Origin of the sequence: Massilia sp., from assembly GCF_046293535.1 — a bacterium.
Classification (GTDB): Bacteria; Pseudomonadota; Gammaproteobacteria; order Burkholderiales; family Burkholderiaceae_D; genus Telluria.
In genome coordinates this window covers 81,108-103,630 of sequence record NZ_JBKBOV010000005.1, presented here as the reverse complement: position 1 = coordinate 103,630, position 22,523 = coordinate 81,108, and the positions used below count along the sequence as shown (strand labels likewise).

The window sequence follows — 22,523 nt, the reverse complement described above, 5'->3', positions numbered from 1 at the left end:
ACCCTTTTTCATTACACGTGATGTTCGCATGTGTAACAATGAGAATTTGGCGGATTTGCCTGTGTATATAATGCCCAGCATCTCCGCCTTCCATTACCATGCACGTATGACCAGCGCCGCAGACACCCGCATTTCCACCGGCATCGCCGGACTCGACGACATCCTGGGCGGCGGCCTGATGCCGCAGCGCATCTACCTGGTCGAAGGTTCGCCCGGCGCGGGCAAGACCACGCTCGGCCTGCAGTTCCTGCTCGACGGCGCGGCCAGGAACGAGAGCGGCATGTACATCACCCTGTCCGAAACCGCCGACGAGCTGGCGGCGGTGGCGGCCAGCCATGGCTGGGACATCGGCGCGCTGTCGGTCTACGACCTGGCGGGCGACACCGAGCTCGATCCGAACGCCCAGCAGTCGGTGTTCCACCCGTCCGAAATCGAGCTGGGCGAGACCACCCGCAACGTGATGAACCAGGTCGACGCGCTGCGCCCGGTGCGGGTGGTGTTCGACAGCCTGTCCGAGATGCGCCTGCTGGCGCAGAATCCGCTGCGCTACCGGCGCCAGATCCTGGCCCTGAAGCAGTTCTTCGCGGCGCGCGCCTGCACCGTCCTGCTCCTGGACGACAAGACCAGCCAGTCCGACCAGCACCTGCACAGCATCGCGCACGGCGTCATCAGCCTGGAACAGATCGCCAAGGAATTCGGCAAGGAGCGCCGGCGCGTGAACGTCATCAAGATGCGCGGCATCCGCTTCCGCGGCGGCTATCACGACTACACGCTCGACACCGGCGGCATCACCATGTATCCGCGCCTGGTGGCGGCCGAGCACCTGCGCGACTTCGTGCCGGCGGTGCGTTCCACCGGCTCGGAAGGCATCGACGCCCTGCTGGGCGGCGGCCTGGTACGCGGCACCAATACCTTGATCGTCGGTCCTTCGGGCATCGGCAAGACCACGCTGTCGACGCGCTGCCTCCTGAGCGCCCTGGAGCGCGGCGAGCAGGCTTCGTTCTACCTGTTCGACGAAGGGCTGGGCACCTTCTTCGCGCGCAGCCGCGCGCTTGGCATGGAATTGCGGACCTTCGTGGACAACGGCCAGCTGCGCATCCACCACATCGACCCGGCCGAGCTGTCGCCGGGCGAATTCGCGCAAATGCTGCGCGACGCGGTCGAGCTCTCCAAGGTCGGCTTCATCGTCATCGACAGCCTCAACGCCTACCTGCAGGCGATGCCGGGCGAGCAATACCTGATCCTGCAGATGCACGAACTGCTGTCCTACCTGAACCAGCAAGGCGTCACCACGGTGCTGGTGCTGGGCCAGCACGGCATGATCGGCGAAGTGAAGTCCGACGTCGACCTGAGCTACCTGAGCGACAGCACGGTCCTGATGCGCTTCTTCGAGTCGAACGGCCGCCTGCGCCGCGCCGTCACGGTCATCAAGAGCCGCGCCGCCGAGCATGCGCTCACCATCCACGAGCTGCAATTGGGCGCCGACGGCATCCGGATCGGCGAACCGCTGGAAGGCTTCGACGGCGTCCTCACCGGCCTGCCCAGCTACCACGGCCAGACGCCGATGATGTCGGACATTCCCGATGTCGCCAGCTAGCCGGCACGACGAGCGCATCCTGATCCTCGCGCCGCGCGGGCGCGACGCCGAAGTCATGGGTGCCGTCCTGGCGCAGGATGGCGCGGCCTGCGGCGTGGTTCCGGACTTCGCGGGCCTGGCCGCCGCCATCTTCGAGGGCGCCGGCATGGCCATCGTGGCCGAGGAAGCGCTGCACGGGGCCGATCTCGCCCCCCTACACGCCTGGCTGGCGGCACAGGAGCCCTGGTCCGACTTTCCCTTCGTGATCCTGCTCGGCAAGGCGCTCGGCCTGGCGAGCGCCGGCACCCGCACCCGGCTGGAGGAGCTGGGCAACATCATCCTGCTCGAGCGTCCGCTCAATGCCCAGACCTTGCGCAGCGCCGCCAGTTCGGCGCTGCGCGCGCGGCGCCGCCAGTACCAGGCGCGCGACCTGCTGGCCGACCGCGAGCGCGACGCCGCCAGCCTGCAGCAGAGCCGCCAGGCCCTGCTCTCGCTCAACGAGACGCTCGAGTCGCGCATCGAGGAACGCACGCGCGCCCTGGCCGGGGCCAACGACCGCCTGATGAACGAAGTCATCGAACGCGAGCGGGTGCAGCAGGCGATGGTGCAGTTCCAGAAGATGGAAGCGGTCGGCCGTCTCACCGGCGGCATCGCGCACGACTTCAACAACCTGCTCAACGTGGTCCAGGGCAGCATGGACCTGATCCTGCTGCTGTCGAAGGACGAGGTGGCCAGGCAGCGCGCCGAGATCGCGCGCCGCGCCTGCCAGCGCGGCGGCAAGCTGACCAGCCAGCTGCTGGCCTTCGCGCGCAACCAGAACCTCGACCTGCGCCCGGCCGAGGTGAGCGTCCTGTTCGAGGGTGTGCGCGAACTGGTGGCGACCTCGGTCGGGTCGCGCATCGACCTGCGCTTCGAGGTCGAGGCAGGCTGCGCGCGCGTGTTCGCCGACGCCAACCAGATGGAGATGGCGCTGCTGAACCTGACCATCAATGCGCGCGACGCCATGGGCGACAGCGGCGCGCTGAGATTTCATGCGGGGAACGCAGAAGCGCCGGATGACCTGCTCCCGTCCGGCGACTACGTGTGCATCGCCGTCACCGACAACGGCCCCGGCATGGCGCCGGAACTGGCGGCCAAGGTCTTCGAGCCCTTCTTCACCACCAAGGCCGTCGGCAAGGGCACCGGCCTGGGCCTGAGCCAGGTGTACGGCATGGCCCAGCAGTCGGGCGGCGCGGCGCGCATCCTGAGTCAGCCCGGCGCAGGCACGACAGTCGAAATCTGGTTGCGCGCCTGGGACGGCACCGAGATCCCCGCCGCGGCGCCGCTGCCGGACGCCGTCGCGGCCGCCGGACAGGGCTTCCATATCCTGGTGGTCGAGGACGACAACTTCGTGCGCGAATCGATGGTGCAGTCGCTCGAGGCCTTCGGGCATGCCGTGACCCAGGCCGCGGACGGCGCGGCCGCCCTGCGCGAACTGGGGCGCGGACGTCCGGACCTGATCATCACCGACTACCTGATGCCCGGGATTACCGGGGCCGAACTGATGCTGCGCGCGCGCGAGGTATTCCCCGGCATACCGATGATCATCGCCACCGGCTATGCGGACATGCACCTGATCGACCAGGTCCTGGGTGACGACATCCTGCTGCGCAAACCCTTCCAGCTGGCCGAACTGGCGCTCAGCGTCGAGCGTGCGCTCGGCCGCAGCTCAGCGTCGCCGCGACACTAGCCGCATCGAGCCGGACGCCGCCGAAAACGACTCTGTGCCACACTGGATCCATCACCTCTTGGGCAATGCCATCCAGGGAGCACATCATGAGCAACGAACAGAAATCGCAGGAACAGCAGGGACAGGCAGGCGTGGCCGGCCAGGCCGCGCCGCAGGGCCAGCAACAGGCCGGGCAGGATGTGTCGAAGCAGCAGGATTTCGACGGCCTCGAGAACAAGAAGCCGGAAGAACTGACGCCGGAAGAGCTGCGGCTGATGGCCGACACGATGCCGGGCGAAGGACCGGGGGACTAATGTTCCTATTCTTCTCGAACAAACTCGGCTGCCTCGGCTCCATCGCCATCTCGATCGTGCTGACGCTGATCGTGCTGCTCCTTATCGGGGTGTTCTGAAGCGGCTTTACTTCTTCAGCGAGCGCACGTAGGCCAGGACTTCCTCCGCGCGTCCCTCGCCCACCGCCTCGGCGGCAGTCTTGCCGCCGAGCGCAGGCTGCGCCTCGTTCATCCACGCGTTGGCGGCATCGTCCCCGCCGGCGATGGCGCGCACTTCGTGCATCACCGTGTAATAGGCCTGCGCCTTGCGCGACTGCTGGCCAAAACGGGCCTGCAGCGCCGCGAAGGCGTCCGGCTTGATGGGATCGCTTCCTGCCATGGCCGTGCTCCTTATTTGGTGACGGAGAGCAGCGACCGCTTGCCGCCCTTGAACGAATACAGCGTGATGGTGCCGTCCTTGATGTCGCCGCGTGCGTCGAAGGCGATCGGCCCGGTCACGCCCTTGTGCTGGATTTTCGCCAGCACCGGCAGGTACTTCGCCGGCTGGCTGGAGCCGGCCTGCGCCATCGCCTCGGCCATGGTCATCACGGCGTCGTAGGCGTAGGGGGCGTTGATCTGGACGTCGATGCCGAAGCGCTTCTTGTAATCGGCGCGGAACTTGTCCATGGCGGCGCGGGCTTCGCCCTGCACGCCGCCGGCTTCCGCGCATACCACCTGGCCGTCCGCCATGGTGCCGCCCGAGAGCTTGTGGATCTCGTCCGAGCACAGGCCGTCGCCGCCCATCATGCGCACGTTCATGCCGAGCTGCTTCATCTGGCGCAGCATCGGGCCGGCGGTCGCGCTCATGCCGCCGAAGAAGACCAGGTCGGGCTTGGTGGCGCGGATGCGGGTGATGATGGCGGAAAAATCGGTCGCCTTGTCGTTCGTGAACTCCTTGGCGACGATGCTGCCGCCCTGGCTTTGCAGGCTGCGCGCGAATTCGGTGACCAGGCCCTGGCCGTAGGCGGTGCGGTCGTCGACCACGGCGACGCGCTTGGCTTTCATGGTGCCCGTCGCGTAGCGGCCCAGCGCCTGGCCCAACTGCACGTCGTTGGCCACCACGCGGAAGGTGGTGTTGAAGCCCTGCCGGGTGTACATCGGCGAGGTCGACGAAGGCGAAATCTGCGGGATGCCGGCCGCATGGTAGATCTTCGAGGCCGGGATGGTGGTGCCCGAGGTCTCGTGGCCGACCATGCCGTTGATCTTCGCGTCCACCAGCTTCTGGGCCACGGCGGTGGCCTGCTTCGGCTCGCCGGCGTCGTCCTCGGCGACCAGCTCGAAGCGGACCTTCTTGCCGCCGATGCTGGCGCCCTTCGCGTTGAGCGCTTCGATGGCCATGCGCGCTCCGTTCTCGGTGTCCTTGCCAAAATAGGCCACCGGGCCGGTCACGGCGGCCGCGTGGCCGATCCGCACGACTTCCTGGGCCGAGGCCAGGCCGGCCGCCGCCAGGCCAGCCAACAGGACTGCTTGCTTCTTCATCGATTCCTCTATATCCGTTCAGGGCCAGCGGCCCTGGTGAGCAAAGGGGCCATTCTACCGCCAGCGCGCCGGGCCTGCCGGAGGCCCGCATTGCCGATGTGACAATTGGATAGAATACGGCGGGCAAAACACTTGTATCCTGCGCGCCTCACCCAAGAACGAGAGGGGCCGGCAGCGCCGAGCGACCCTCCGATACGACGGAGACCACCATTTTCAAGCTCGCCCCCCGACCTGCCGCCTCGCTCGCGGCAAGCCTGCTGTTGTCCTGCGTACCGCTGCCGGCCGGCGCCGGCCAGCCGGCGCCGCAGCCCGCACGCTGTGAAGCCGCCGGCAAGCACTGTCCTGCCGCGCGCCCGCGCGTGAAGCAGGAGCCGGCGTGCGGCCGCCTGCGCGCGGCCATCGTCGAAGCGGAGCAATCCGAGCGGCGCATGCGCGTCGCGATGATGGAGTCGGTGCAGCTGGACCTGCTCAGCCTGCGCAAGCGCTACCGCAAGCTGGGCTGTCACGGCGGGCCCAAGGCCTGAGCCCGGCCCTTACAAGGATTGCTCCCACACCAGGCGCCAGGTCGGACGCACCCGGTAGACGGTCGAGCGCTGCAGCGGTCCGCGCCCCTCGTAGGCCAGGCTTTCCAGGTAGTCGCGCTGCGACAGGCCTGCCACGGACAGGCGCAGCCGCGACCCGGCGTTGCGCTTCCATAGCGCGTACAGGTCGAGCTGGCGCCTGCTGCCGTCGTCGCTCAGGACCAGCGCGCTGGCGCGGCTGACCGCCCGCCCGCGATAGCTCCAGGTGCCGCCCAGGTCGAGCCGGGCGGCAGGCAGCACATAGTCGAGCCCGAGATTGCCGCTGCGGGCCGGCTGGTCTTCGAGCCGGTTGTCCGGCCCCGGCACGCTGTCCAGGCGCGACCAGTTGCGCGCCAGGTTGAGGCGCGCCGACAGCGCGCCGCGCGTCAACCGGCCTTCGAACTCGATGCCGCGCACCGTCGCGCTGCCGGCATTTTCCGGCATGGCGGTCCATGTTCCCCCGTGTTCGCCGATGCGTACCAGCGTGACGTCGCGGATGCGCTTGTGGAACAGGCTGACGCTCACCATATCCGACGCGCCGAAGTAGCGCTCCCAGGCCAGGTCGACCGCCAGGGCGAGTTCGGGCCGCAGCCCGGGGTTGCCCTGCTGGTCCGGGTTGGTGGCGCTGTTGTTGTTGTCGACCGTGTAGCGGCGCGGCATCAGCTGGACGATGTCGGGCGCCTTGTAGGTGCGGCTCACGGCCAGGCGCAGGCCGTCGCGCGGCCCACTGTCCCCGTCGGCGTGCTGCGGCTTGTACAGGGCCTGGAACACCGGGCTCCAGGCGCGCGCCTCGACGTCGACCGGCGCGGCGGCGTTGCCCTCGCCGGTCGTGCGCAGGGCTTCGCGGCGCAGGCCGGCATAGGCCGACCAGCCGGGAGCGATGTCCCACTCGTCCTGGACGAAGAAGGCGTTGCGCGAGACGCTGGCGCGGTAGTCCTCGCTGCTCTGGAACAGCAGCTCGCCGGCCGGGCCGGCATGCCGTTCGCGCCGGTATTCGCTGCGCCCCTTGCGGCCGAGTTCCCAGCCGGCCGCCAGGAAATGGCTGCCCCACAGCGGGCGGCGCCAGCTGCCGCTGAAGGTCCATTCACGCTCGATCGGACCGGAAGCGACCGCATGCGACTCGATCAGCCGCTCCTGCACGTCCATGCCGTGGTAGAGGAAGCCGGCTTCGCGCCGCATCCGGAAGCCGGACAGCTTGGCGTTCATGCGCGCGCCGCCGTCCAGCCTGCGGGTCCAGGCCAGGTCGGCATAGGCATGCAGGGGCCGGGTCTCGAAGCGTTGCTGCGCGTGCGGGAACGCCGTCGGCCGGCCGATCTCGGTCGTCTCGTGTTCGCGCTTGCGGTTGTCGATGTGGCGCCGGCGCAGGTAGCCCTGCGCGCTGATGCTGTCAACGGCGGTCGGCTGCCAGCACAGGCGCGGCGCCAGCTCCAGGATGTCTTCCACCTGGTGGTCGGTCCAGGCCGTCCGGCGCAGCAGCAGGGGATCCGCTCCCGTCTCGGTGCCGAGGGCCGCGATCGGGTTCAGCTTGCGCTGCACGGTCGCGGCCACGGTGTAGGCCAGCGCCCCCCTGCGGCCGCTGTGCCGGGCCAGTAGTTGCGGCGCCGCGTGGCCGCGTTGGAAGGCGCTGCCTGCCTTGATCTCGTGGGCGGCCTCGCCCCTGGCCGGGCCGGCGCGGCGCAGGACGACATTGATGGCGCCGGCCACCGCCTGGCTGCTGGTTTCGGCGCTGGCGACGCGCTGGATTTCGATGCGTTCGACCAGCTCCGGACTGATCGATTCGAGCGAGAAGCCGTTTGGTGCGGGCACGCCGTTCAGCAGGATCGCCACGTAGCCGCCGCCCAGGCCGCGCATGCGGATGGCGGCCTCCTTCCCGGCAGTGGCGTCGAGCGTGATGCCGGGCTGGCGCTTCAATACGTCGAGCAGGCTGGCGTCGCCCTGGCGCAGGATCTCCTCGCGTCCGACGACGATGGCGGCGGTGGTCGACTGCGCGCGGCTCTCGAGGGCGCCGGCATTGACGACGACCTGCTGGATGGCCTGCGGGGCAGGAGCCTGGGCGGATGCGCAGGCGTGCGCCGCCAGCAGCAGCGCGCCTGCGCCGCCGGTTCGGATGATATGCATGGTTCGATTCAGTAAGGAGGGTGGATGGTCGGTGTGCCGGGAGCGGCGGCCTTTCCTTGCGCGACCCAGAGGATCAGCTGGTCCAGCACCGCCCTGCCCCGGCCCTCGCCGGCTTGCGGGTCGTTGACGAAGGCCGTCACGATCCAGTCCTGCCCGCGCCGGTCGCGCACGTAGCCGGCCAGCGCCGCGACGTCGCGCAGGGTGCCGGTCTTCAGGCGCGCATTGCCTGCCGCGGGCGCCAGCGTCACGCGGTTCTTCATGGTGCCGTCCAGCGCCGCGATCGGCAGGCTGGCGGCGAATTCCGGATACCAGCGGCTCGCCGCCGCCAACCTCAGCAAGGCTGCCAGCTGGGCCGCACTGAATCGCTCGATGCGCGACAGCCCGGAGCCGTTCTCGATGACGATGCCGGCGCCGTCGACGCCCTGCGCGGCGATCCAGTCGAGCACGCGCCGGCGCGCCCGTTCCAGCGTCGCCTGGCCGGCGCCGGCGTGCGCGGTGGCGCCGAGCGTCAGGTAGAGCAGGCGCGCCTTGACCGCGTGCGAGTCCTTGTTGATGTCGCGGACCGTCTGCGCCAGGGTCTCGAACTGGCGCTCGGCCAGCACGGCCGCGCCGGCGGGCACCTTGCCCTCGCGGGCACGGCCGCGCCACCGCCCGCCCATCTCCTCCCACAGCGCGCGCACCAGGCGCTCGATGTACAGGTCGCGCTCGATGGTCTGCAGCTCCACGGTCTGGTCGCAGTCGCGCGGAAAGCTTCCGTCCAGGACGATGCGCAGCACGCCGCCCTCGCCCTCCTCCACCTTGGGCTGCCGCCAGGTCTCGCGCCAGTCCTTGCACGGCAATCCGTTCAGCGTCATCCGGTTCAGCACGGCCACGCCGGACAGCGGCGGCGCGGTCCGCACCGCCACCCTGGTTCCACCCGAGGCCAGGGTATAGGTGACCAGGTAGTCCGACAGCGTCAGCGCGTCCGGGATCACGTTGTAGGACGCGTCCGGGGTGTCATCGAAAGGGGGCAAGCCGATATCGCCGCGGGTCGGCTGGAACCGGGTCCGGTCCAGCACCAGGTCCCCGCCGATGGCGACGATGCCGCGCTCGCGCAGGCTGCGCAGCATGCCGCCCAGGCGTTCCCAGCCGAGGTTCGGCTCGCCCCCGCCCAGCAGGTACAGGTCCCCCTTCAGCTCGCCGTGCTCGATCCGGGCATCGGAGAGCATGGAGGTAGTCCAGCGGTGCGCGGGTCCCAGCGCATCCAGCGCCGCCAGGGTCGTCACCAGCTTCATGGCCGAGGCGGGATTGAGGGCGCGGCGCTCGCCCAGCACGTGCACTGTCGTTCCGGCCAGCGCTTCGATCCGGTAGCTCAGCGCACCCGCCGGCAGGCCCTGGCGCGCCAGCTCCTGCTCGACTTCGGCGGGCATGGCGGCGGCGTGGGCAGCCGCCAGGAGAACGGCGGGGACAAGGCAAAGCAGGCGAAGGAGCATGTCGGTTTTCCGGTCCGTGCGTGGAAGACCGGTCCATTGTGCGCAGCCTCCTGCCTGCCGCCACCGGAAATGTGACGAACGCCGGCTTTCGTGTGACGGCCTCGCGCACCGCCCGCTCTGGCGAGCGTTTTCGCGCTGCTATACTTTTCCGATGACGTCATCCTTCCACCGCCTTCCGCCCTCCGCCAGGATCGTGCTGTCCATGATCTGCCTGTGGACGGCCTTCAGCGTGCTCGGCGCGCTCCAGACCTACAGCGACAACCTGCGCGCCGGCCTCTCCAGCCACTATCCGGCGCTGCTCGCGACCTGGTTCGTCGAGTACGCGGTGCCGCTCATCGTCCTGAGCTGCCTGCTGTCGATCGCGCTGACGCGCTGGCCGGGCCTGCTCGCGCGCCCGCGCAACGTGGCGGCGATGTTCGCCGGCCTGGTGCTGCTGTTCCAGCCTGCCCAGTGGACCTGGATGGCCTGGCAGCGCGACCTGCTGCAGGTCACCAGCCTGGAAGACGCCTGGCAACTGCTGCTGAAGATGCTGCTGGTCGGCTGGTTCTCGACCACCGGCACCTTTGCCGCCATCCTGGCCTTCTTCTACTGGCGCCAGTCCAAGGAGCGCGAGCTGGCGTGGCAGCGCTCGCAGACCGACATGCTCAACCTGCGCCTGGCGCTCGAGGAGCAGCGCATGCTGGCCCTGCGCGCCCAGCTCGAACCGCATTTCCTGTTCAATGCCCTGAACGCGATCAGCGCCCTGGTGCGCAGCGAGGACAAGCATCTCGCCCTGCAGGGCATCGGGCGCCTGAGCGAGTTGCTGCGCTACGTGCTGTCCGCGAGCAGCGGCGACAGCGCCACCGTCGCCGCCGAACTGCGCTTCGTGCAGGACTACCTGGCCCTGCAGCGCCTGCGCCATGGCGAGCGCCTGCGGGTGCACGTCGAGGGCGCCGGCGAGCTGCTGGGGCGCGTCGCCTGCCCGCCGCTGCTGCTGCAGCCCCTGGTCGAGAACGCGCTGCGGCACGACCTCGATTGCAGCGAGGGGCCGAGCGACATCCACCTGTCCTTCGTCCAGGAACGGGATGCGTTGCTGGTGCGGGTGACCAATCCGGCGCGCGGCGACGCCTCCGCCAATCCGGGCGCCGGCCTCGGGCTCGCCAACACCCGGGACCGCTTGCGCCTGATGCACCCCGAGGCCGCGCTGAGCGCCGGACGCCAGGGCGGGCGCTTCGTCGCCGAAGTGCGCCTGCCGCTGGCGCAGCAGGCTTGACGCCATGGCCATCCGTTACCTCATCGTCGACGACGAACTGCCGGGCAGGACCAACCTGCGCCTGGCCATGGCCGCGCATCCGGGCTGGCTGCTGGCGGCGGAATGCGGCGGGGCCGCGTCCGCGCGCGCCGCGCTGGCAGGCAATGACGTCGACCTGGTGTTCCTGGACATCCAGATGCCGGGACAGTCAGGGCTGGCGCTGGCGCGTGAGCTGAGCCGCCTCCCCGAGCCGCCGCTGGTCGTGTTCGTGACCGCCTACAGCGAGCACGCGATCGAGGCCTTCGAGGTGCACGCCCTCGACTACCTGCTCAAGCCGCTCGACGATGCGCGCCTGGCCCAGGCGCTCGAGCGCGCGGCGGGCATGCTGCGCCAGCGCCAGCGCGAGGCCTATGGCGCGGCGCTGCGCGGATTCGTCGATGCCGACGACACGCGATCCCGCGACGCCATCAGCGTTCGTTCGGTGGGCCGCATCCAACAGGTCAAGGTGAGCGAGATCCTGCGCATCGAATCGGCGGGCAATTACGTCGAGCTGCGCCTGGCCGGGCGCACCGTCCTGCACCGGATCACGCTCAGCCGCCTGGAAAACCTGCTGGCGCCGGGTGAATTCGTGCGCGTGCACCGCGGTACGATCGTGCGGCGCAGCCAGCTCGCCGGCATGGAAACCCGGGGCGACGGCAGCTACTGGCTAAGCCTGCGCAACGGCGACCTGGTGGCCGTCAGCGAGCGCTATGCGGGAGCACTGAAAGCCATCCTCGGCAGGTAGGGCCCTGTCATCGACTATGCTATGGTTTGGTTCTGCAAACTTTGAATGAACCATGCTTTTCGGCTGATGAAAGAGGGACGTATGCGTGCTGGACATGAAGCGTCGGGAACGCCGCCGGCGATGAGCGAGCGCGAGCTGCACTTCGCGATCAAGGCCGGACGTCTCGGCACCTGGAGCCTGGATCTCGCGACGGGTGAACTGCGCACCTCGGAAGTCTGCCGGCTCAACTTCGGCCGCGATCCGGCGGCCCCGTTCAGCTACGCGGAACTGCGCGCCGCCATTCACCCCGACGACCAGGGCCGGATGGCCGGCGCCGTCGAGCACAGCATCGTTTCAGGGGCGGATTACGACATCGAATACCGGATCGTGACGCCGGCCGGCGACGTGCGCTGGGTGGCGATTCGCGGGCAGCCCGACTACGACGGCGACGGCAGGCCGCTCAGGATGACGGGCGTGTCGATCGACGTCACCGACAGGCGGCAAGCCGAGGAAAGACTGAGCGACAGCGAGGCGCGCTATCGAACGCTGTTCGATTCCATCGACGAGGGCTTTTGCGTGGTCCAGTTCATCGACGGGCCGCAGGGCCCGATGTCGGACTACGTGCACCTCGAAGCGAACCCCGCCTACATGCGCCATGCCGGCATTCCCGACATCGTCGGCAAGACGGCTAGAGGCCTGCTGAGCCAGAGCGAGGCGGACGCCTGGGTGGCGATCGTCCGGGGCGCGCTGGAAACGGGGCAGCCGGTGCGCTTCGAGCGCGTACTCGAAACCACCGGCCGGCACCTCGACGTGGCGTGCTCGCGCGTCGAGCCGGCCGCCAAGCGCCAGGTAGCGGTCATCTTCCAGGACGTGAGCGCGCGCAGGCTGGCCGAGCGCAGGCTCCACGAGCTGAACGAGAGCCTGGCAAGCCAGGTTGCCGAGCGCACGGCCGAGCGCGACCAGCTCTGGAAGCTGTCCCAGGACATGCTGGCCCGGGCCAGCTTCGAAGGGACCATGTCGGCGGTCAGCCCCGCATGGACCCAGGTCCTGGGCTGGAGCGAAGCCGAGCTGCTGGCGCGCCCCTACGCCAGCTTCATGCATCCGGACGACATGCCGCCCACGCTGGTGGCGATCGGGCGGATGGCCGAGACGCACCAGCCGGCCCGCTTCGAAAACCGCATCGCCACCCGCGAAGGCGGCTGGAAGCACATCGAGTGGACCGTCGCACCGGAGCTCGACGGCGAGAATTTCGTCGCCATCGGGCGCGACCTCAGCCTGAACAAGGCGCGCGAAGCCGAGCTCGAACAGGCGCAGCAATCCTTGCGCCAGTCGCAGAAGATGGAGGCGGTAGGCCAGCTCACCGGCGGCCTGGCGCACGACTTCAACAACCTGCTTGCGTCGATCAGCGGCGGCCTGCAGGTCCTCAAGCTCAAGCTGCATCGCGGCCAGGTCGCCGGGCTGGAACGCTACATCGAGATCGGCGAATCCTCGGTGCGCCGCGCCGCCTCGCTCACGCAGCGGCTGCTGGCGTTCTCGCGCCGGCAGACGCTCGATCCCAAGCCGGTCGACGTCAACCGCCTGATCGCCGGGATGGAGGAGCTGGTGCGCCACTCGGTCGGCCCGATGATCGAACTGGAGGTGCGCGATGCGCGCGATCTCTGGCTGACCAGGGTCGATCCATCCCAGCTCGAGAATGCCCTGCTCAACCTGTGCATCAACGCGCGCGACGCGATGATGCCCGGCGGCGGCAGACTGACGCTGGCGACGGCCAACGAGCGGATCGACGAGCGCGACGCGCAAGGCGACGTGCCGCCGGGGCAGTACGTTTCCCTGTGCGTGTCCGATACCGGCACCGGCATGCCTCCCGACGTGGTCGCGCGCATCTTCGACCCCTTCTTCACCACCAAGCCATTGGGCGAAGGGACCGGCCTGGGACTGTCGATGGTCTACGGTTTCGTGCGCCAGTCGGGGGGCCGGGTGCGGGTCCGGTCGGAGCCGGGGCGCGGGACCAGCATGTGCCTGTATATGCCGCGCCATGCCGGCGCCGCCCAGGCGGAGGCGGCGCCCGGCGTCCTGCCGGCCAGCTCGGGCCATGGCGAGACGATCGTGCTCATCGAGGACGAGCGTGCGCTGCGCGAGATCGTCGAAGAGGTGCTGCGCGAGGCCGGCTATTGCGTGCTCACGGCGCAGGATGGCCCGACCGGCCTGCAGATACTGAACTCCGATACGCGCGCCGACCTTCTCATCACGGACGTGGGCCTGCCCGGCGGGCTGAACGGCCGCCAGGTGGCCGATGCCGCAAGGCTGCGGCGCCCCGGCCTCAAGGTGCTGTTCGTGACCGGGTACGCCGATACGGCGGTGGTCGGCGACGGCCGGCTGGCGCCGGGCATGGAGGTGATCACGAAGCCGTTCGAGATCACCGCGCTGACCTACAAGGTCCGCGCCCTGATCGACGCGCGGCTAGCGCGCTGACGCATCCTGGAAGCAGACGGTGGCCGACAGGCCACCCAGGCGTTCCGACCGACCCAGCGCCAGGGTGGCGCCGTGGCGTTCGGCGATCGCCTTGATGATCGCCAGTCCCAGCCCGCTGCCGGCCGCTTCGCTGCCGGCCACGCGGTAAAAGCGGTCGAACACGCGCTCGCGCTCTTCCGGCGGGATGCCGGGGCCGCTGTCCTCGACCGTGACGGTGACAATACAGCCTTCCTTCGCGCCGTCCTTGCCGAGCTCGCTGCGCACCGAGATATCTGCGGTGCCGCCCGCCGGGGTGTACTTGATGGCGTTGTCCACCAGGTTGCGCAGCAGGATGTGGAGCGCATCCGGCTGCCCTTCCACCGTGGCCGGGTCGGCGTGATGAATGCCGACGTCCACCCCTTTGGCAGCGGCCACGCCGGCCAGGTCGGCGACGGTGCGGCGCGCCAGGTCGGCCAGGTCGACCGGACGCGCCACGGTGCCGACTGCGGCGGTGGCTTCCTGGCGCGCCAGCACCAAGAGCTGCTCGACCAGGCGGGTGGCGCGGTCGATGCCGGCGGTCAGGCGCGACACCGCGAGCTTGCGCGCTTCAGGCGTGTCGGCGCGGTCCAGGCTCTGGGCCTGCAGGCGCAGCGCCGCCAACGGCGTGCGCAGCTCGTGCGCGGCATCGGCAACGAACGACTGCTGGGCGTCGAAGGCGGTCTTCACGCGCCCGAACAGCAGGTTCAGTTCCTGCACCAGCGGCTGCACTTCGTCCGGCAGGCCGGCTTCCGACACCGGCGACAGGTCGTCCGCCTGGCGCGAGGCCACCTGCGAACGCACCCGCGCCACCGGCTCGAGCGAGCCGCTCACCACCCACCACACCACCAGCATCAGGATCGGCATCATGACGGCGATGGGGCCGAGTGTGCGCAGCGCCAGGTTGCCGGCCATGTTGCGGCGCACCGCCAGGTCCTGGGCCACCTGCACGGTCTGGTTTTCGCTCTGGATCGAAAACACGCGGTAGACGGTGCCGTTGGCCTTGACGTTGGAGAAGCCCAGCACCGCGCGCTGCGGCAGGCGGGCGCGCGAGACGCTGTGGAAGACCTGCACCCCGTCGGGCGACCACATCTGCACCACCATGTCGTCGTTGCCGGCGCCCGGGTTGGCCTCGTTCTTGGCCTGGAGCCGCTGCTGCGCCTCGCTGTTCGACAAGGGCGTGCTCGAACGCAGCGACAGCGCCATCTGCTGCATGTGGTAGTCGAAGATCTGGTCGGCGTCGTGCAGCGAGGTGCGGTAGGCGATCGAGGCTTGCGCCAGGGCGGCGATGGTGATCGCCGCCAGCAGATACCACAACAGGCGCCCGCGCAGGGAATGCGTAACGTTGGACCTGAGCTTGGCCCTGAATTTCATGCCTTGGGCACCATGTAGCCGACGCCGCGCACGTTCTGGATCAGGTCGCTGCCCAGCTTCTTGCGCAGGCCGTGGATGTAGACCTCGACCGCGTTGCTGGAGACTTCGTCGCGCCAGCTGTACAGTTTTTCCTCGAGCTGGGCGCGCGACAGCACCGCGCCGGGACGCGCCACCAGCGCTTCCAGCACCGCCCATTCGCGTGCGGACAGGGCCACCTGGGTGCCGTCGACCAGCACTTCGCGGGTGGCGGGATTGATGGTGATGTTCTTGTATTCGAAGATGGGTTCGGCGCGCCCGGCGGCGCGGCGCAGCAGCGCGCGGATGCGCGCCAGCAGTTCGTCGAGGTCGTAGGGCTTGAGGACGTAGTCGTCGGCGCCGGCGTCCAGCCCGGCGATGCGCTGGGCGACCGAATCGCGCGCGGTGGCGACCAGCACCGGGGTGCGGTCCTTGCGGGTACGCATCGAGCGCAGCACGTCCAGCCCGTCCTTGCGCGGCAGGCCAAGGTCGAGCAGGACCAGGTCGTAGTTCTGGTTCTGCATCAGGGCCGTGTCGGCCATCTCGCCGTCCTTGACCCAATCGACGGCGTAGTGCTCGGCCCGCAGGAGGTCGAGCACCACTTCGCCGATCATCGTATCGTCTTCTACCAGCAGTAAGCGCATGGATTCCCTGTCGTTGATGCCAGCCGGTCGAGGACGCTGTGCTTCCTTAGCCAATCCGCACTGGAATGAAGATTCTTTCACTTCCGCGCTGAATCAGCAAGGCCACCGACTTGCTGGCCTTGGACACCACGTCGCGGACCTGGTCGAGCGAGTTGACCGCACGGCCGTTGACCGAGACCAGCACGTCGCCCGGCTCGATGCCGGCCATCGCCGCCGCGCCGCGCGCGTCCTCGATCAGCAGGCCCGAGGCGATGCCGCTCTGGCGGCGCTCGATCGGCTCGAGCGGACGCAGGACCAGGCCCAGCTTGGCGCCCTTGTTGTCGGCGCCGGCGGCCAGCTCTTCCGGCAGACTACGCTTGGCCTTCTCGGTCGCGTCACCCAGGGTGGCGTCGATGCGCACCAGCTTGCCGTCGCGCCAGACGTCGAGCGCCACGCGCTCGCCCGGCTTGGACAGCGAGACGGTGCTGGACAGGTCGCGCGACGATGTGATGGCCTGGCCGTTGATGCTGCGGATCACGTCGCCCGACTTCAGGCCGGCGCGTTCGGCCGGACCGCCGCGCTCGACGCTCGAGACCAGGGCGCCGCCCGGCGTATCGAGGCGGAAGGAGTCGGCGAACTCCTGGCCGACTTCCTGCACCGCCACGCCCAGCTTGGCATGCTGCACCTTGCCGGTGGTCAGGATCTGGTCCTTGATCTTGACCGCGACGTCGATCGGGATCGAGAAGGACAGGCCCTGGTAGCCGCCGGTCTGGCTGTAGATCTGCGAGTTGATGCCCACCACTTCGCCGCGGGTGTTGAACAGCGGGCCGCCCGAGTTGCCGGGGTTGACCGCCACGTCGGTCTGGATGAAGGGCACCTGGCCGTCCGGGAGGTTGCGGCCGGTGGCGCTCACCACGCCGGCGGTGACGGTGCTTTCCAGGCCATACGGCGAGCCGATGGCCAGCACCCATTCGCCCGGGGCGAGGTTGCGCGATTTACCGATCGGCACCACCGGCAGGTTCTTGGCGTCGATCTTCAGCACGGCCACGTCGGTGCGCGGGTCGGCGCCCACGACCTTGGCGCGGAATTCGCGGCGGTCGTGCAGCTTGACGGTCACTTCGTCGGCGCCTTGCACGACGTGGGCGTTGGTCAGGATGACGCCGTCCGGGCTTACGATGAAGCCCGATCCGGCGCCGAAAACGGGCGCTCCACGACCGCTGCCGCGCGGGTCCTGGAACTGTCGGAAGAATTCGTAGAACGGGTGGCGCGGGTCGAGCTGGGGCACGCCGCCGCGGTTCGCGGTCTTGGTGCTGCCGACCACCTGGATGTTGACCACCGCCTTGCCGTTCTGGGCGGCGATGCGGGTGAAGTCGGGCAGGGTCACCGTGCCCGCAGGCTGAGGGGCGGCGGCAGGCGCGGGGGCGGCCACGGCTGCAGGCGCCGCCGCTGCTGCGGCAGCCGCGGTTTCGGCTGCCACGTTGTTATGGTTGACGGCAAGTGCACCGACCGCTCCGCCGACGACGCCCGCGGCACACAGGGCCAGCGTGAGGCGTTTGGCAGTGATGGCAGTGACGGCACCTTCGTTACGCATGTATGTGCTCCTGATGAAAATGGTTGACCGATGATGTGTCTTATCGATGGGCTTATCTTCCCAAAGCTGGCTTAGACCATGCTTAAGCAGGCAACTTCCGGCCTTACGCCACTCTTAAACATTAGTAGGGTGGACGGCTATGCCGTCCGCGCGTTCAGCTCCGGCATGATCCGACACGGCGCATCCGAAGAACAGAAGCCCATCGTCAAAAAGGGCGCCCCGCGGGACGCCCTTCCTTCAAACTACTACCTTGTACTCAGGCGTCCGGCACCTCAGGCAGCGCTACGCTGTTCCAGCTGCTGCACGTTGTGGGTGTTGCCGTTGGCGTCGCCAATGGCGATCTTGCGCGGCTTGAACGCTTCCGGCACTTCGCGCACCAGTTCGATGGTGAGCATGCCGTTGTCGAAGGATGCGCTGGTGACCTTCACGTGGTTCGCCAGCTGGAAGCGCTGCTCGAAATCGCGGGCGGCGATGCCACGGTGCAGGAAGGTACGCTGGGTCTCGTCCTTCTGCTTGCGGCCGGTGACGTGCAGGGTGTCGCGCTCGGTCACGATTTCCACTTCGTCGCGGGTGAAGCCGGCCAGCGCCATCACGATGCGGTAATTGTCTTCGCTCACCAGTTCGATGTTGTACGGCGGGTAGCTCGGCTCGGCGCGCTGCTCGAGCAGGCTGGCCAGGCGATCGAAGCCGATGGCGGAACGGTACAGGGGAGTCAGATCGAAAGTACGCATGATGAATATCCTTTCAAAATTAAGCGATATATGTTGCCGGACCTCATCGTGAGCATCCGGTGACTCCAATCTAGTGCCATGCCAAGCCAGTTTCAAGACATACGAAATACGGTTTTTAAAGCAATTTTGCAAATATTATTTGCAACTTGTTTTACCCCTGAAACCTTGTCTCGTTTACAAGTCCGGTCCGTGCCGCATGCGCACGGGTTTTGCCGATTTGCGCTAAGGTAAGCGCCTTCGGCCACCAGCACCCGCATCCATGTTTTCGATCGTCCTCAATATCGTCGGTACCCTCTTCCACCTGTACGTCGCCGCCCGCCTGTATTCGCTCGACGCGGTGCGTTCGCGCATCCCGCGGCGCGTCTGGTGGATCGGCGCCTTCCTGGTCTGGCTGTTGTACTTCGCCGGGGTACACATCGGCGACCAGGCCCTCGACTGGCGCTGGTGGCCGGGACAGTTCGCGCTGACCTGGCTGGGCATCACCTTCATCATGTCGCTATGCCTGCTGGCGGCGGACATCCTGGGCGGCTTCGGCCTGTGGTGGCGTGCGCATACGCAGAAGCTGCGCGCGCTGGGCGCCGCCGCCGGCGTGCTGTTAGCAAGCCTCGCCATCTTCCAAGGCATGCGTGCGCCCGTCGTCGTCGACCAGGAGGTCGTCATGAAGGACCTGCCGAAGGCGCTGGACGGCACCGCCATCGTGGCCGTCAGCGACATCCACCTGGGCGCCCAGCGCCGCTCCGAATGGCTGGCGGCGCGCGTCGAGCAGATCAACGCATTGCAGCCGGCCGCGGTCCTGCTGCTGGGCGACCAGGTCGAGGACGAGCCGATCGGCGAGCCGCAGTTGGCCCCTACCCTGCGCGCCTTGAAAGCGCCGTGGGGCGTGTGGGCGGTGACGGGCAACCACGAGTTCTATGGCGACCTTGACACCACCGTGCGCGAATTCGAGGAAGGCGGCGTGCGCTGGCTGCGCGACCGCCGGGTGGAGCTGGCCCCGGGCCTGGTGCTGGCAGGGATCGAGGACATCGGCCGGGCCATGCGCAACGGGGGCGAGATCACCGCCGGCCTGGCACGCACCATTCCGGCACCGACGGGCGCCGCCACCATCCTGATGTCGCACATTCCGGCCGCCCCGATCATCGAGGAGGCCAGCGCGCGCGGCGTCGACCTGATGCTGTCCGGGCACACCCACGGCGGCCAGATCTGGCCCTTCAGCTATGCGGTGCAGAAACGCTTCGCGAAGTACATCGGCGCCTACGACGTGGACGGCATGACGCTGTACGTGACGCGCGGCGCCGGCAGCTGGGGTCCGCGCATGCGCCTGTGGCGGCCGGGCGAGATCATCCGGCTGACGCTCAGATCTCCCACTGCAGCTTGAGCGTCAGCGACTTGCTGCGGTTTCCCCACCAGCGGCATCTTCTCGTCCACGTAGCCAGCCGAGACGACCCGGCCGTGGCGCCACTGGTAGCGGTACAGCAGCGAACGGTGCACCTGGCGCTCGTTCCACGCTTCCAGCAGGCCGACGTCGATCGTCACGTTGCCGCCGGGTCCGACGCGATCGGCATCGACAGCGGCCAGCGTACCTCCATGCTGTAGCCGTCGGGCAGGCGCACGACGGCGGCTTCGACCGGGAAATCCGGACCGAGGTCGGATTCGTCGTCGCTGGCGCGGTGCAGGCCGTCGCTGAGCGCGCCGGCCAGGTTGACCCGGACGAACTGGGCGGCGCGTCCGTGGCCGGCCGGTGCGCGCCGCGCGCAGGCCGCGGCGCTCGTCGGCAGCCGCGGCTTCGGCGCAAAACAGGGCGGACAGGAGCAAAGCGGGCAGGCGATACGGAAGGCAGGACACGATCGGGCAAGGGCGCGGTACGAAAGGCGCGCGAGTGCAGCATGCCATTCCGGCAAGGCAGCCGTTCTTCCGGTCTGCCATTGGGGAGAGTGTGCGCCGCCTCAATCAGGCAGGCGCGTGTCCCTGACGATCATTTCCTGCAGCAGGTCGCGCGGCAACGCCGGGCTGAAGTAAAAGCCCTGCATCTGGTCGCATTCGTGCTCGCGCAGGAAGGCGATCTGCTCGCGCGTCTCCACGCCTTCGGCCACGACCTTGAGCTTGAGGTTGTGGCCGAGCGCGATGATGGCGCGCGTGATGACCAGATGGCCGTCGTGGCCGACGTCGCCCAGGAAGGAGCGGTCGATCTTGATGGCGTCGACCGGGAATTTCTGCAGGTAGCTCAGGCTCGAATACCCGGTGCCGAAATCGTCGATCGACAGGCGCACTCCCAGGGCCTTGAGCTGGCCCAGCGCTTCCAGCGCGTCGTGAGGGTGGTCCATCAACTGGCTCTCGGTCACCTCGAGTTCGAGCGAACGCGGGTCGACGCCATGGCGGCGCAGGGTCGCGCCGAGGCGCTCGGCGAACTGGCGCTGGCGCAGCTGGCGCGCCGACAGGTTCACCGCGATGACGAAGTCCTTCGCGCCGAGTGCTTCCATGGCCTTGAGCGCGCCGCAGGCCTCGTCGATGACCCAGTCGCCCAGCGGCACGATCAGGCCGGTTTCCTCGGCGACGGGAATGAAGCGCTCGGGCGGAATCAGGCCGTCGACCGGATGGCGCCAGCGCACCAGGGCCTCGGCCCCCACCACTTTGCCGCTGCGCAGGTCCACCTTCGGCTGGTAGTCGAGCACCATCTCGTGCTCGCGGATCGCGCGGCTCAGGTTCGCCTCCAGCATCAGGTGCTCGTGCACGATCTGGTTCAGGTCGGCGGAATAGAACTGGAAGTTGTTCTTGCCGAGGGTCTTGGCGTGGTACATGGCGGCGTCGGCCGCGCGCATGATCTTCTCGGGATTGTCGCCGTCGTCGGGGAAGATGCTGACGCCGATGCTGGTGCCCGGCAGGATGTCCTGGTCCTTCACCTGTACCTTCGCCATGACGCTGCGGCGGATGCGCTCGATCAGTTCGGCGATGTGTTCGTGGCTGGCCGGCTTGCAGATGACGAGGACGAATTCGTCGCCGCCCATGCGTGCGATGGTGTCGTTCTCGCGCATGTTCTCGCGCAGGCGCTGGGCGACTTCGCGCAGCACCGCGTCGCCGGCGGCGTGGCCGAAGTTGTCGTTGATGTGCTTGAAGTTGTCGAGGTCGAGGAAGGCCAGCGCCACCATGCAGCCTTCGCGCCGGGCCGCGTCGATGGCCTGGCGCAGCCGCTCCTGCAGCAGCGTGCGGTTGGCCAGGCCGGTAAGCGGGTCGTGGTGGGCCATGTGGTGCAGGCGGCGCTCGTAGTGGCGGGCCTCGGTGATGTCGTTGATGACGCCGACAAAGTGCGTGATCTCGCCGTCGCCGTTCGAGACCGGATCGATGCGCAGGTCATTCCAGAACACCTCGCCGTTCTTGCGCTTGTTGCGCAGCACCACGCGCACGCCCTCCTTGCGCCGCAGCGCCGCGCGGATGCGGTCGCGCTCGTCCTCGTCGCAGCCCGGAATCGCCATGAAGCGCGGGTCCTGGCCCCGGATCTCGGCCAGCGGGTAGCCGGTGATGCGCTCGAAGGCCGGATTGACGTACTCGATGTGGTGCTCGCCCTCTTCGCAGCGGGTGATGACGATGGCGTTCAGGCTCGAGTAGATGGCGCGCTCGCGCACCCGCAGGCCGGTTTCGGCCTGCTTGCGCGCCGTGATGTCCATGCCGGTGCCGAACACGACCGGTACGTTGCCCAGGTGGGCAAGCGAGCAGCGGAACAGGTAGGGCGTGCGCTTGCCGTGCCTGCCGACCAGTTCGGCCTCGTGCGTGGAGCCGCCGCCGTCGAAGGCGGCGAGGATCTTGTCGACGATGAGGGGACGTTCCTTCTCGTCGAAGAAAGTCTTGACGTTGGAGGCGGGCAGCTCCTCGGCATCCATCTCGAGCGCTTCCTCGAGCTGGTGGTTCCACAGCAGCAGGTGGCCGCTCTGGTCGATCACGTAGAACACGCAGGGCAGCGACTCGAGGATGTCGGCCACCGGCAGGTCCTGGATCAGGGCATAGCGCGCCGGGAACTGGGCGGTGCGCGCGATCAGGATGACGCTGAAGCTGCCGGGCGACTCGGTGTCGAAGGACTGCGGCGCGACCGTGATGCGTACCGGCAGGCGCCGGCCATCGGCCGTGTGCAGGATGCCCGAATTCTCGGCGTCGGCGCGCTCGGCCATGCGGGGGCTGGCTCCGGAAGGGTCGTCGAACTCGACGATGCGCTCCAGGGTCATGCCCTGGATCTCGGCGGCGCCATAGCCGGCCAGTTTCTCGCAGGCCTTGTTCCAGCTCGTGACGGTGCCGGCTGCATCGACGACGAACACGGCAAGGGGCAGGGGCGACAGGTTCAAGGCTCCTCCGGGATGGCCGCGCAGCCGTGTGCGCGGCATGCAGCGGGCACGTAAATACATGATAGCGTAGCAAGCAATGCTGGGCCACACGAAATGTATGGCGTGCGGCAAGATCGCTGTGGAAGCAGCTCCCTTG

General features: G+C 68.4%; 18 protein-coding genes. 8 read left to right on the top strand and 10 right to left on the bottom strand.

The genetic code is table 11. From position 1 onward, the window contains the following. Window positions 1-106 precede the first annotated feature (106 nt). The 3 genes from ACK4S9_RS04650 to ACK4S9_RS04640 all read left to right on the top strand — a co-directional run bounded on the left by ACK4S9_RS04650 (window position 107) and on the right by ACK4S9_RS04640 (window position 3,598). A complete protein-coding gene (locus tag ACK4S9_RS04650; protein ID WP_409722129.1) occupies window positions 107-1,597 on the top strand; it encodes an ATPase domain-containing protein in 1,491 nt (496 codons plus the stop codon). Then, complete coding sequence (locus ACK4S9_RS04645; RefSeq protein WP_409722126.1) at window positions 1,584-3,305, top strand: ATP-binding protein; 1,722 nt, start codon at window positions 1,584-1,586, stop codon at window positions 3,303-3,305. The genes ACK4S9_RS04650 and ACK4S9_RS04645 overlap by 14 nt, the downstream gene beginning before the upstream one ends. Window positions 3,306-3,391: 86 nt before the next feature. Next, window positions 3,392-3,598, top strand: coding sequence for a hypothetical protein (locus tag ACK4S9_RS04640; RefSeq protein WP_409722123.1), 207 nt, complete (start codon window positions 3,392-3,394; stop codon window positions 3,596-3,598). A 105-nt stretch (window positions 3,599-3,703) separates the two neighbouring features. Here ACK4S9_RS04640 and ACK4S9_RS04635 read toward each other — a convergent pair whose 3' ends face one another. Continuing rightward, window positions 3,704-3,955 carry an MbcA/ParS/Xre antitoxin family protein gene (locus tag ACK4S9_RS04635; RefSeq protein ID WP_409722119.1) on the bottom strand — a complete coding sequence of 84 codons (252 nt, stop codon included), beginning with the start codon at window positions 3,953-3,955 and terminating at the stop codon, window positions 3,704-3,706. A gap of 11 nt (window positions 3,956-3,966) precedes the next feature. Then, complete coding sequence (locus tag ACK4S9_RS04630; protein WP_409722116.1) at window positions 3,967-5,094, bottom strand: branched-chain amino acid ABC transporter substrate-binding protein; 1,128 nt, start codon at window positions 5,092-5,094, stop codon at window positions 3,967-3,969. A 260-nt stretch (window positions 5,095-5,354) separates the two neighbouring features. Here ACK4S9_RS04630 and ACK4S9_RS04625 point away from each other — a divergent pair, with 260 nt between their 5' ends. After that, on the top strand, window positions 5,355-5,618 hold the full coding sequence (locus tag ACK4S9_RS04625) for a hypothetical protein (RefSeq protein ID WP_409722113.1): 264 nt from the start codon (window positions 5,355-5,357) through the stop codon (window positions 5,616-5,618). Between the two features lie 9 nt (window positions 5,619-5,627). Here ACK4S9_RS04625 and ACK4S9_RS04620 read toward each other — a convergent pair whose 3' ends face one another. Then, on the bottom strand, window positions 5,628-7,772 hold the full coding sequence (locus tag ACK4S9_RS04620; protein WP_409722111.1) for a TonB-dependent receptor plug domain-containing protein: 2,145 nt from the start codon (window positions 7,770-7,772) through the stop codon (window positions 5,628-5,630). Window positions 7,773-7,780: 8 nt separating this feature from the next. Then, on the bottom strand, window positions 7,781-9,244 hold the full coding sequence (gene dacB / locus ACK4S9_RS04615; RefSeq protein ID WP_409722108.1) for a D-alanyl-D-alanine carboxypeptidase/D-alanyl-D-alanine-endopeptidase: 1,464 nt from the start codon (window positions 9,242-9,244) through the stop codon (window positions 7,781-7,783). 202 nt (window positions 9,245-9,446) lie between these two features. Between dacB and ACK4S9_RS04610 the strand changes: the two genes are divergently transcribed. The 3 genes from ACK4S9_RS04610 (at window position 9,447) to ACK4S9_RS04600 (ending at window position 13,710) form a co-directional block, all read left to right on the top strand. Next, window positions 9,447-10,496: a sensor histidine kinase gene (locus ACK4S9_RS04610; protein ID WP_409722105.1), complete on the top strand. Its 1,050-nt coding sequence runs from the start codon at window positions 9,447-9,449 to the stop codon at window positions 10,494-10,496. A gap of 4 nt (window positions 10,497-10,500) precedes the next feature. Then, the gene (locus ACK4S9_RS04605; RefSeq protein WP_409722102.1) at window positions 10,501-11,259 is read left to right on the top strand and encodes a LytR/AlgR family response regulator transcription factor; all 759 of its coding nucleotides are present in this window, start codon (window positions 10,501-10,503) and stop codon (window positions 11,257-11,259) included. An 81-nt stretch (window positions 11,260-11,340) separates the two neighbouring features. Beyond that, entirely contained in the window at window positions 11,341-13,710 is a 2,370-nt protein-coding gene (locus ACK4S9_RS04600; RefSeq protein WP_409722099.1) for a PAS domain-containing protein, read from the top strand. Here ACK4S9_RS04600 and ACK4S9_RS04595 read toward each other — a convergent pair. The 4 genes from ACK4S9_RS04595 to ACK4S9_RS04580 all read right to left on the bottom strand — a co-directional run bounded on the left by ACK4S9_RS04595 (window position 13,699) and on the right by ACK4S9_RS04580 (window position 18,059). Further along, the gene (locus tag ACK4S9_RS04595; RefSeq protein WP_409722095.1) at window positions 13,699-15,099 is read right to left on the bottom strand and encodes an ATP-binding protein; all 1,401 of its coding nucleotides are present in this window, start codon (window positions 15,097-15,099) and stop codon (window positions 13,699-13,701) included. The two genes, ACK4S9_RS04600 and ACK4S9_RS04595, sit on opposite strands and share 12 nt — an antisense overlap. Next, window positions 15,096-15,758, bottom strand: a complete 663-nt coding sequence (locus ACK4S9_RS04590) for a response regulator (protein WP_409722092.1) — start codon at window positions 15,756-15,758, stop codon at window positions 15,096-15,098. Before ACK4S9_RS04590 ends, ACK4S9_RS04595 begins: the two co-directional genes overlap by 4 nt. Window positions 15,759-15,804: 46 nt before the next feature. Beyond that, entirely contained in the window at window positions 15,805-17,328 is a 1,524-nt protein-coding gene (locus ACK4S9_RS04585; protein WP_409722089.1) for a Do family serine endopeptidase, read from the bottom strand. Between the two features lie 272 nt (window positions 17,329-17,600). Further along, entirely contained in the window at window positions 17,601-18,059 is a 459-nt protein-coding gene (locus ACK4S9_RS04580) for an Hsp20 family protein (RefSeq protein ID WP_409722087.1), read from the bottom strand. A 259-nt stretch (window positions 18,060-18,318) separates the two neighbouring features. Here ACK4S9_RS04580 and ACK4S9_RS04575 point away from each other — a divergent pair, with 259 nt between their 5' ends. Continuing rightward, on the top strand, window positions 18,319-19,434 hold the full coding sequence (locus ACK4S9_RS04575) for a metallophosphoesterase (protein ID WP_409722084.1): 1,116 nt from the start codon (window positions 18,319-18,321) through the stop codon (window positions 19,432-19,434). A 154-nt stretch (window positions 19,435-19,588) separates the two neighbouring features. On the opposite strand, the gene ACK4S9_RS04570 is transcribed toward ACK4S9_RS04575, so the two are convergent. Together ACK4S9_RS04570 and ACK4S9_RS04565 are read right to left on the bottom strand one after the other, a co-directional pair. After that, window positions 19,589-19,957 carry a hypothetical protein gene (locus tag ACK4S9_RS04570; RefSeq protein WP_409722081.1) on the bottom strand — a complete coding sequence of 123 codons (369 nt, stop codon included), beginning with the start codon at window positions 19,955-19,957 and terminating at the stop codon, window positions 19,589-19,591. 45 nt (window positions 19,958-20,002) lie between these two features. Then, the gene (locus tag ACK4S9_RS04565; RefSeq protein WP_409722078.1) at window positions 20,003-22,387 is read right to left on the bottom strand and encodes an EAL domain-containing protein; all 2,385 of its coding nucleotides are present in this window, start codon (window positions 22,385-22,387) and stop codon (window positions 20,003-20,005) included. Between the last annotated feature and the right edge of the window lie 136 nt (window positions 22,388-22,523).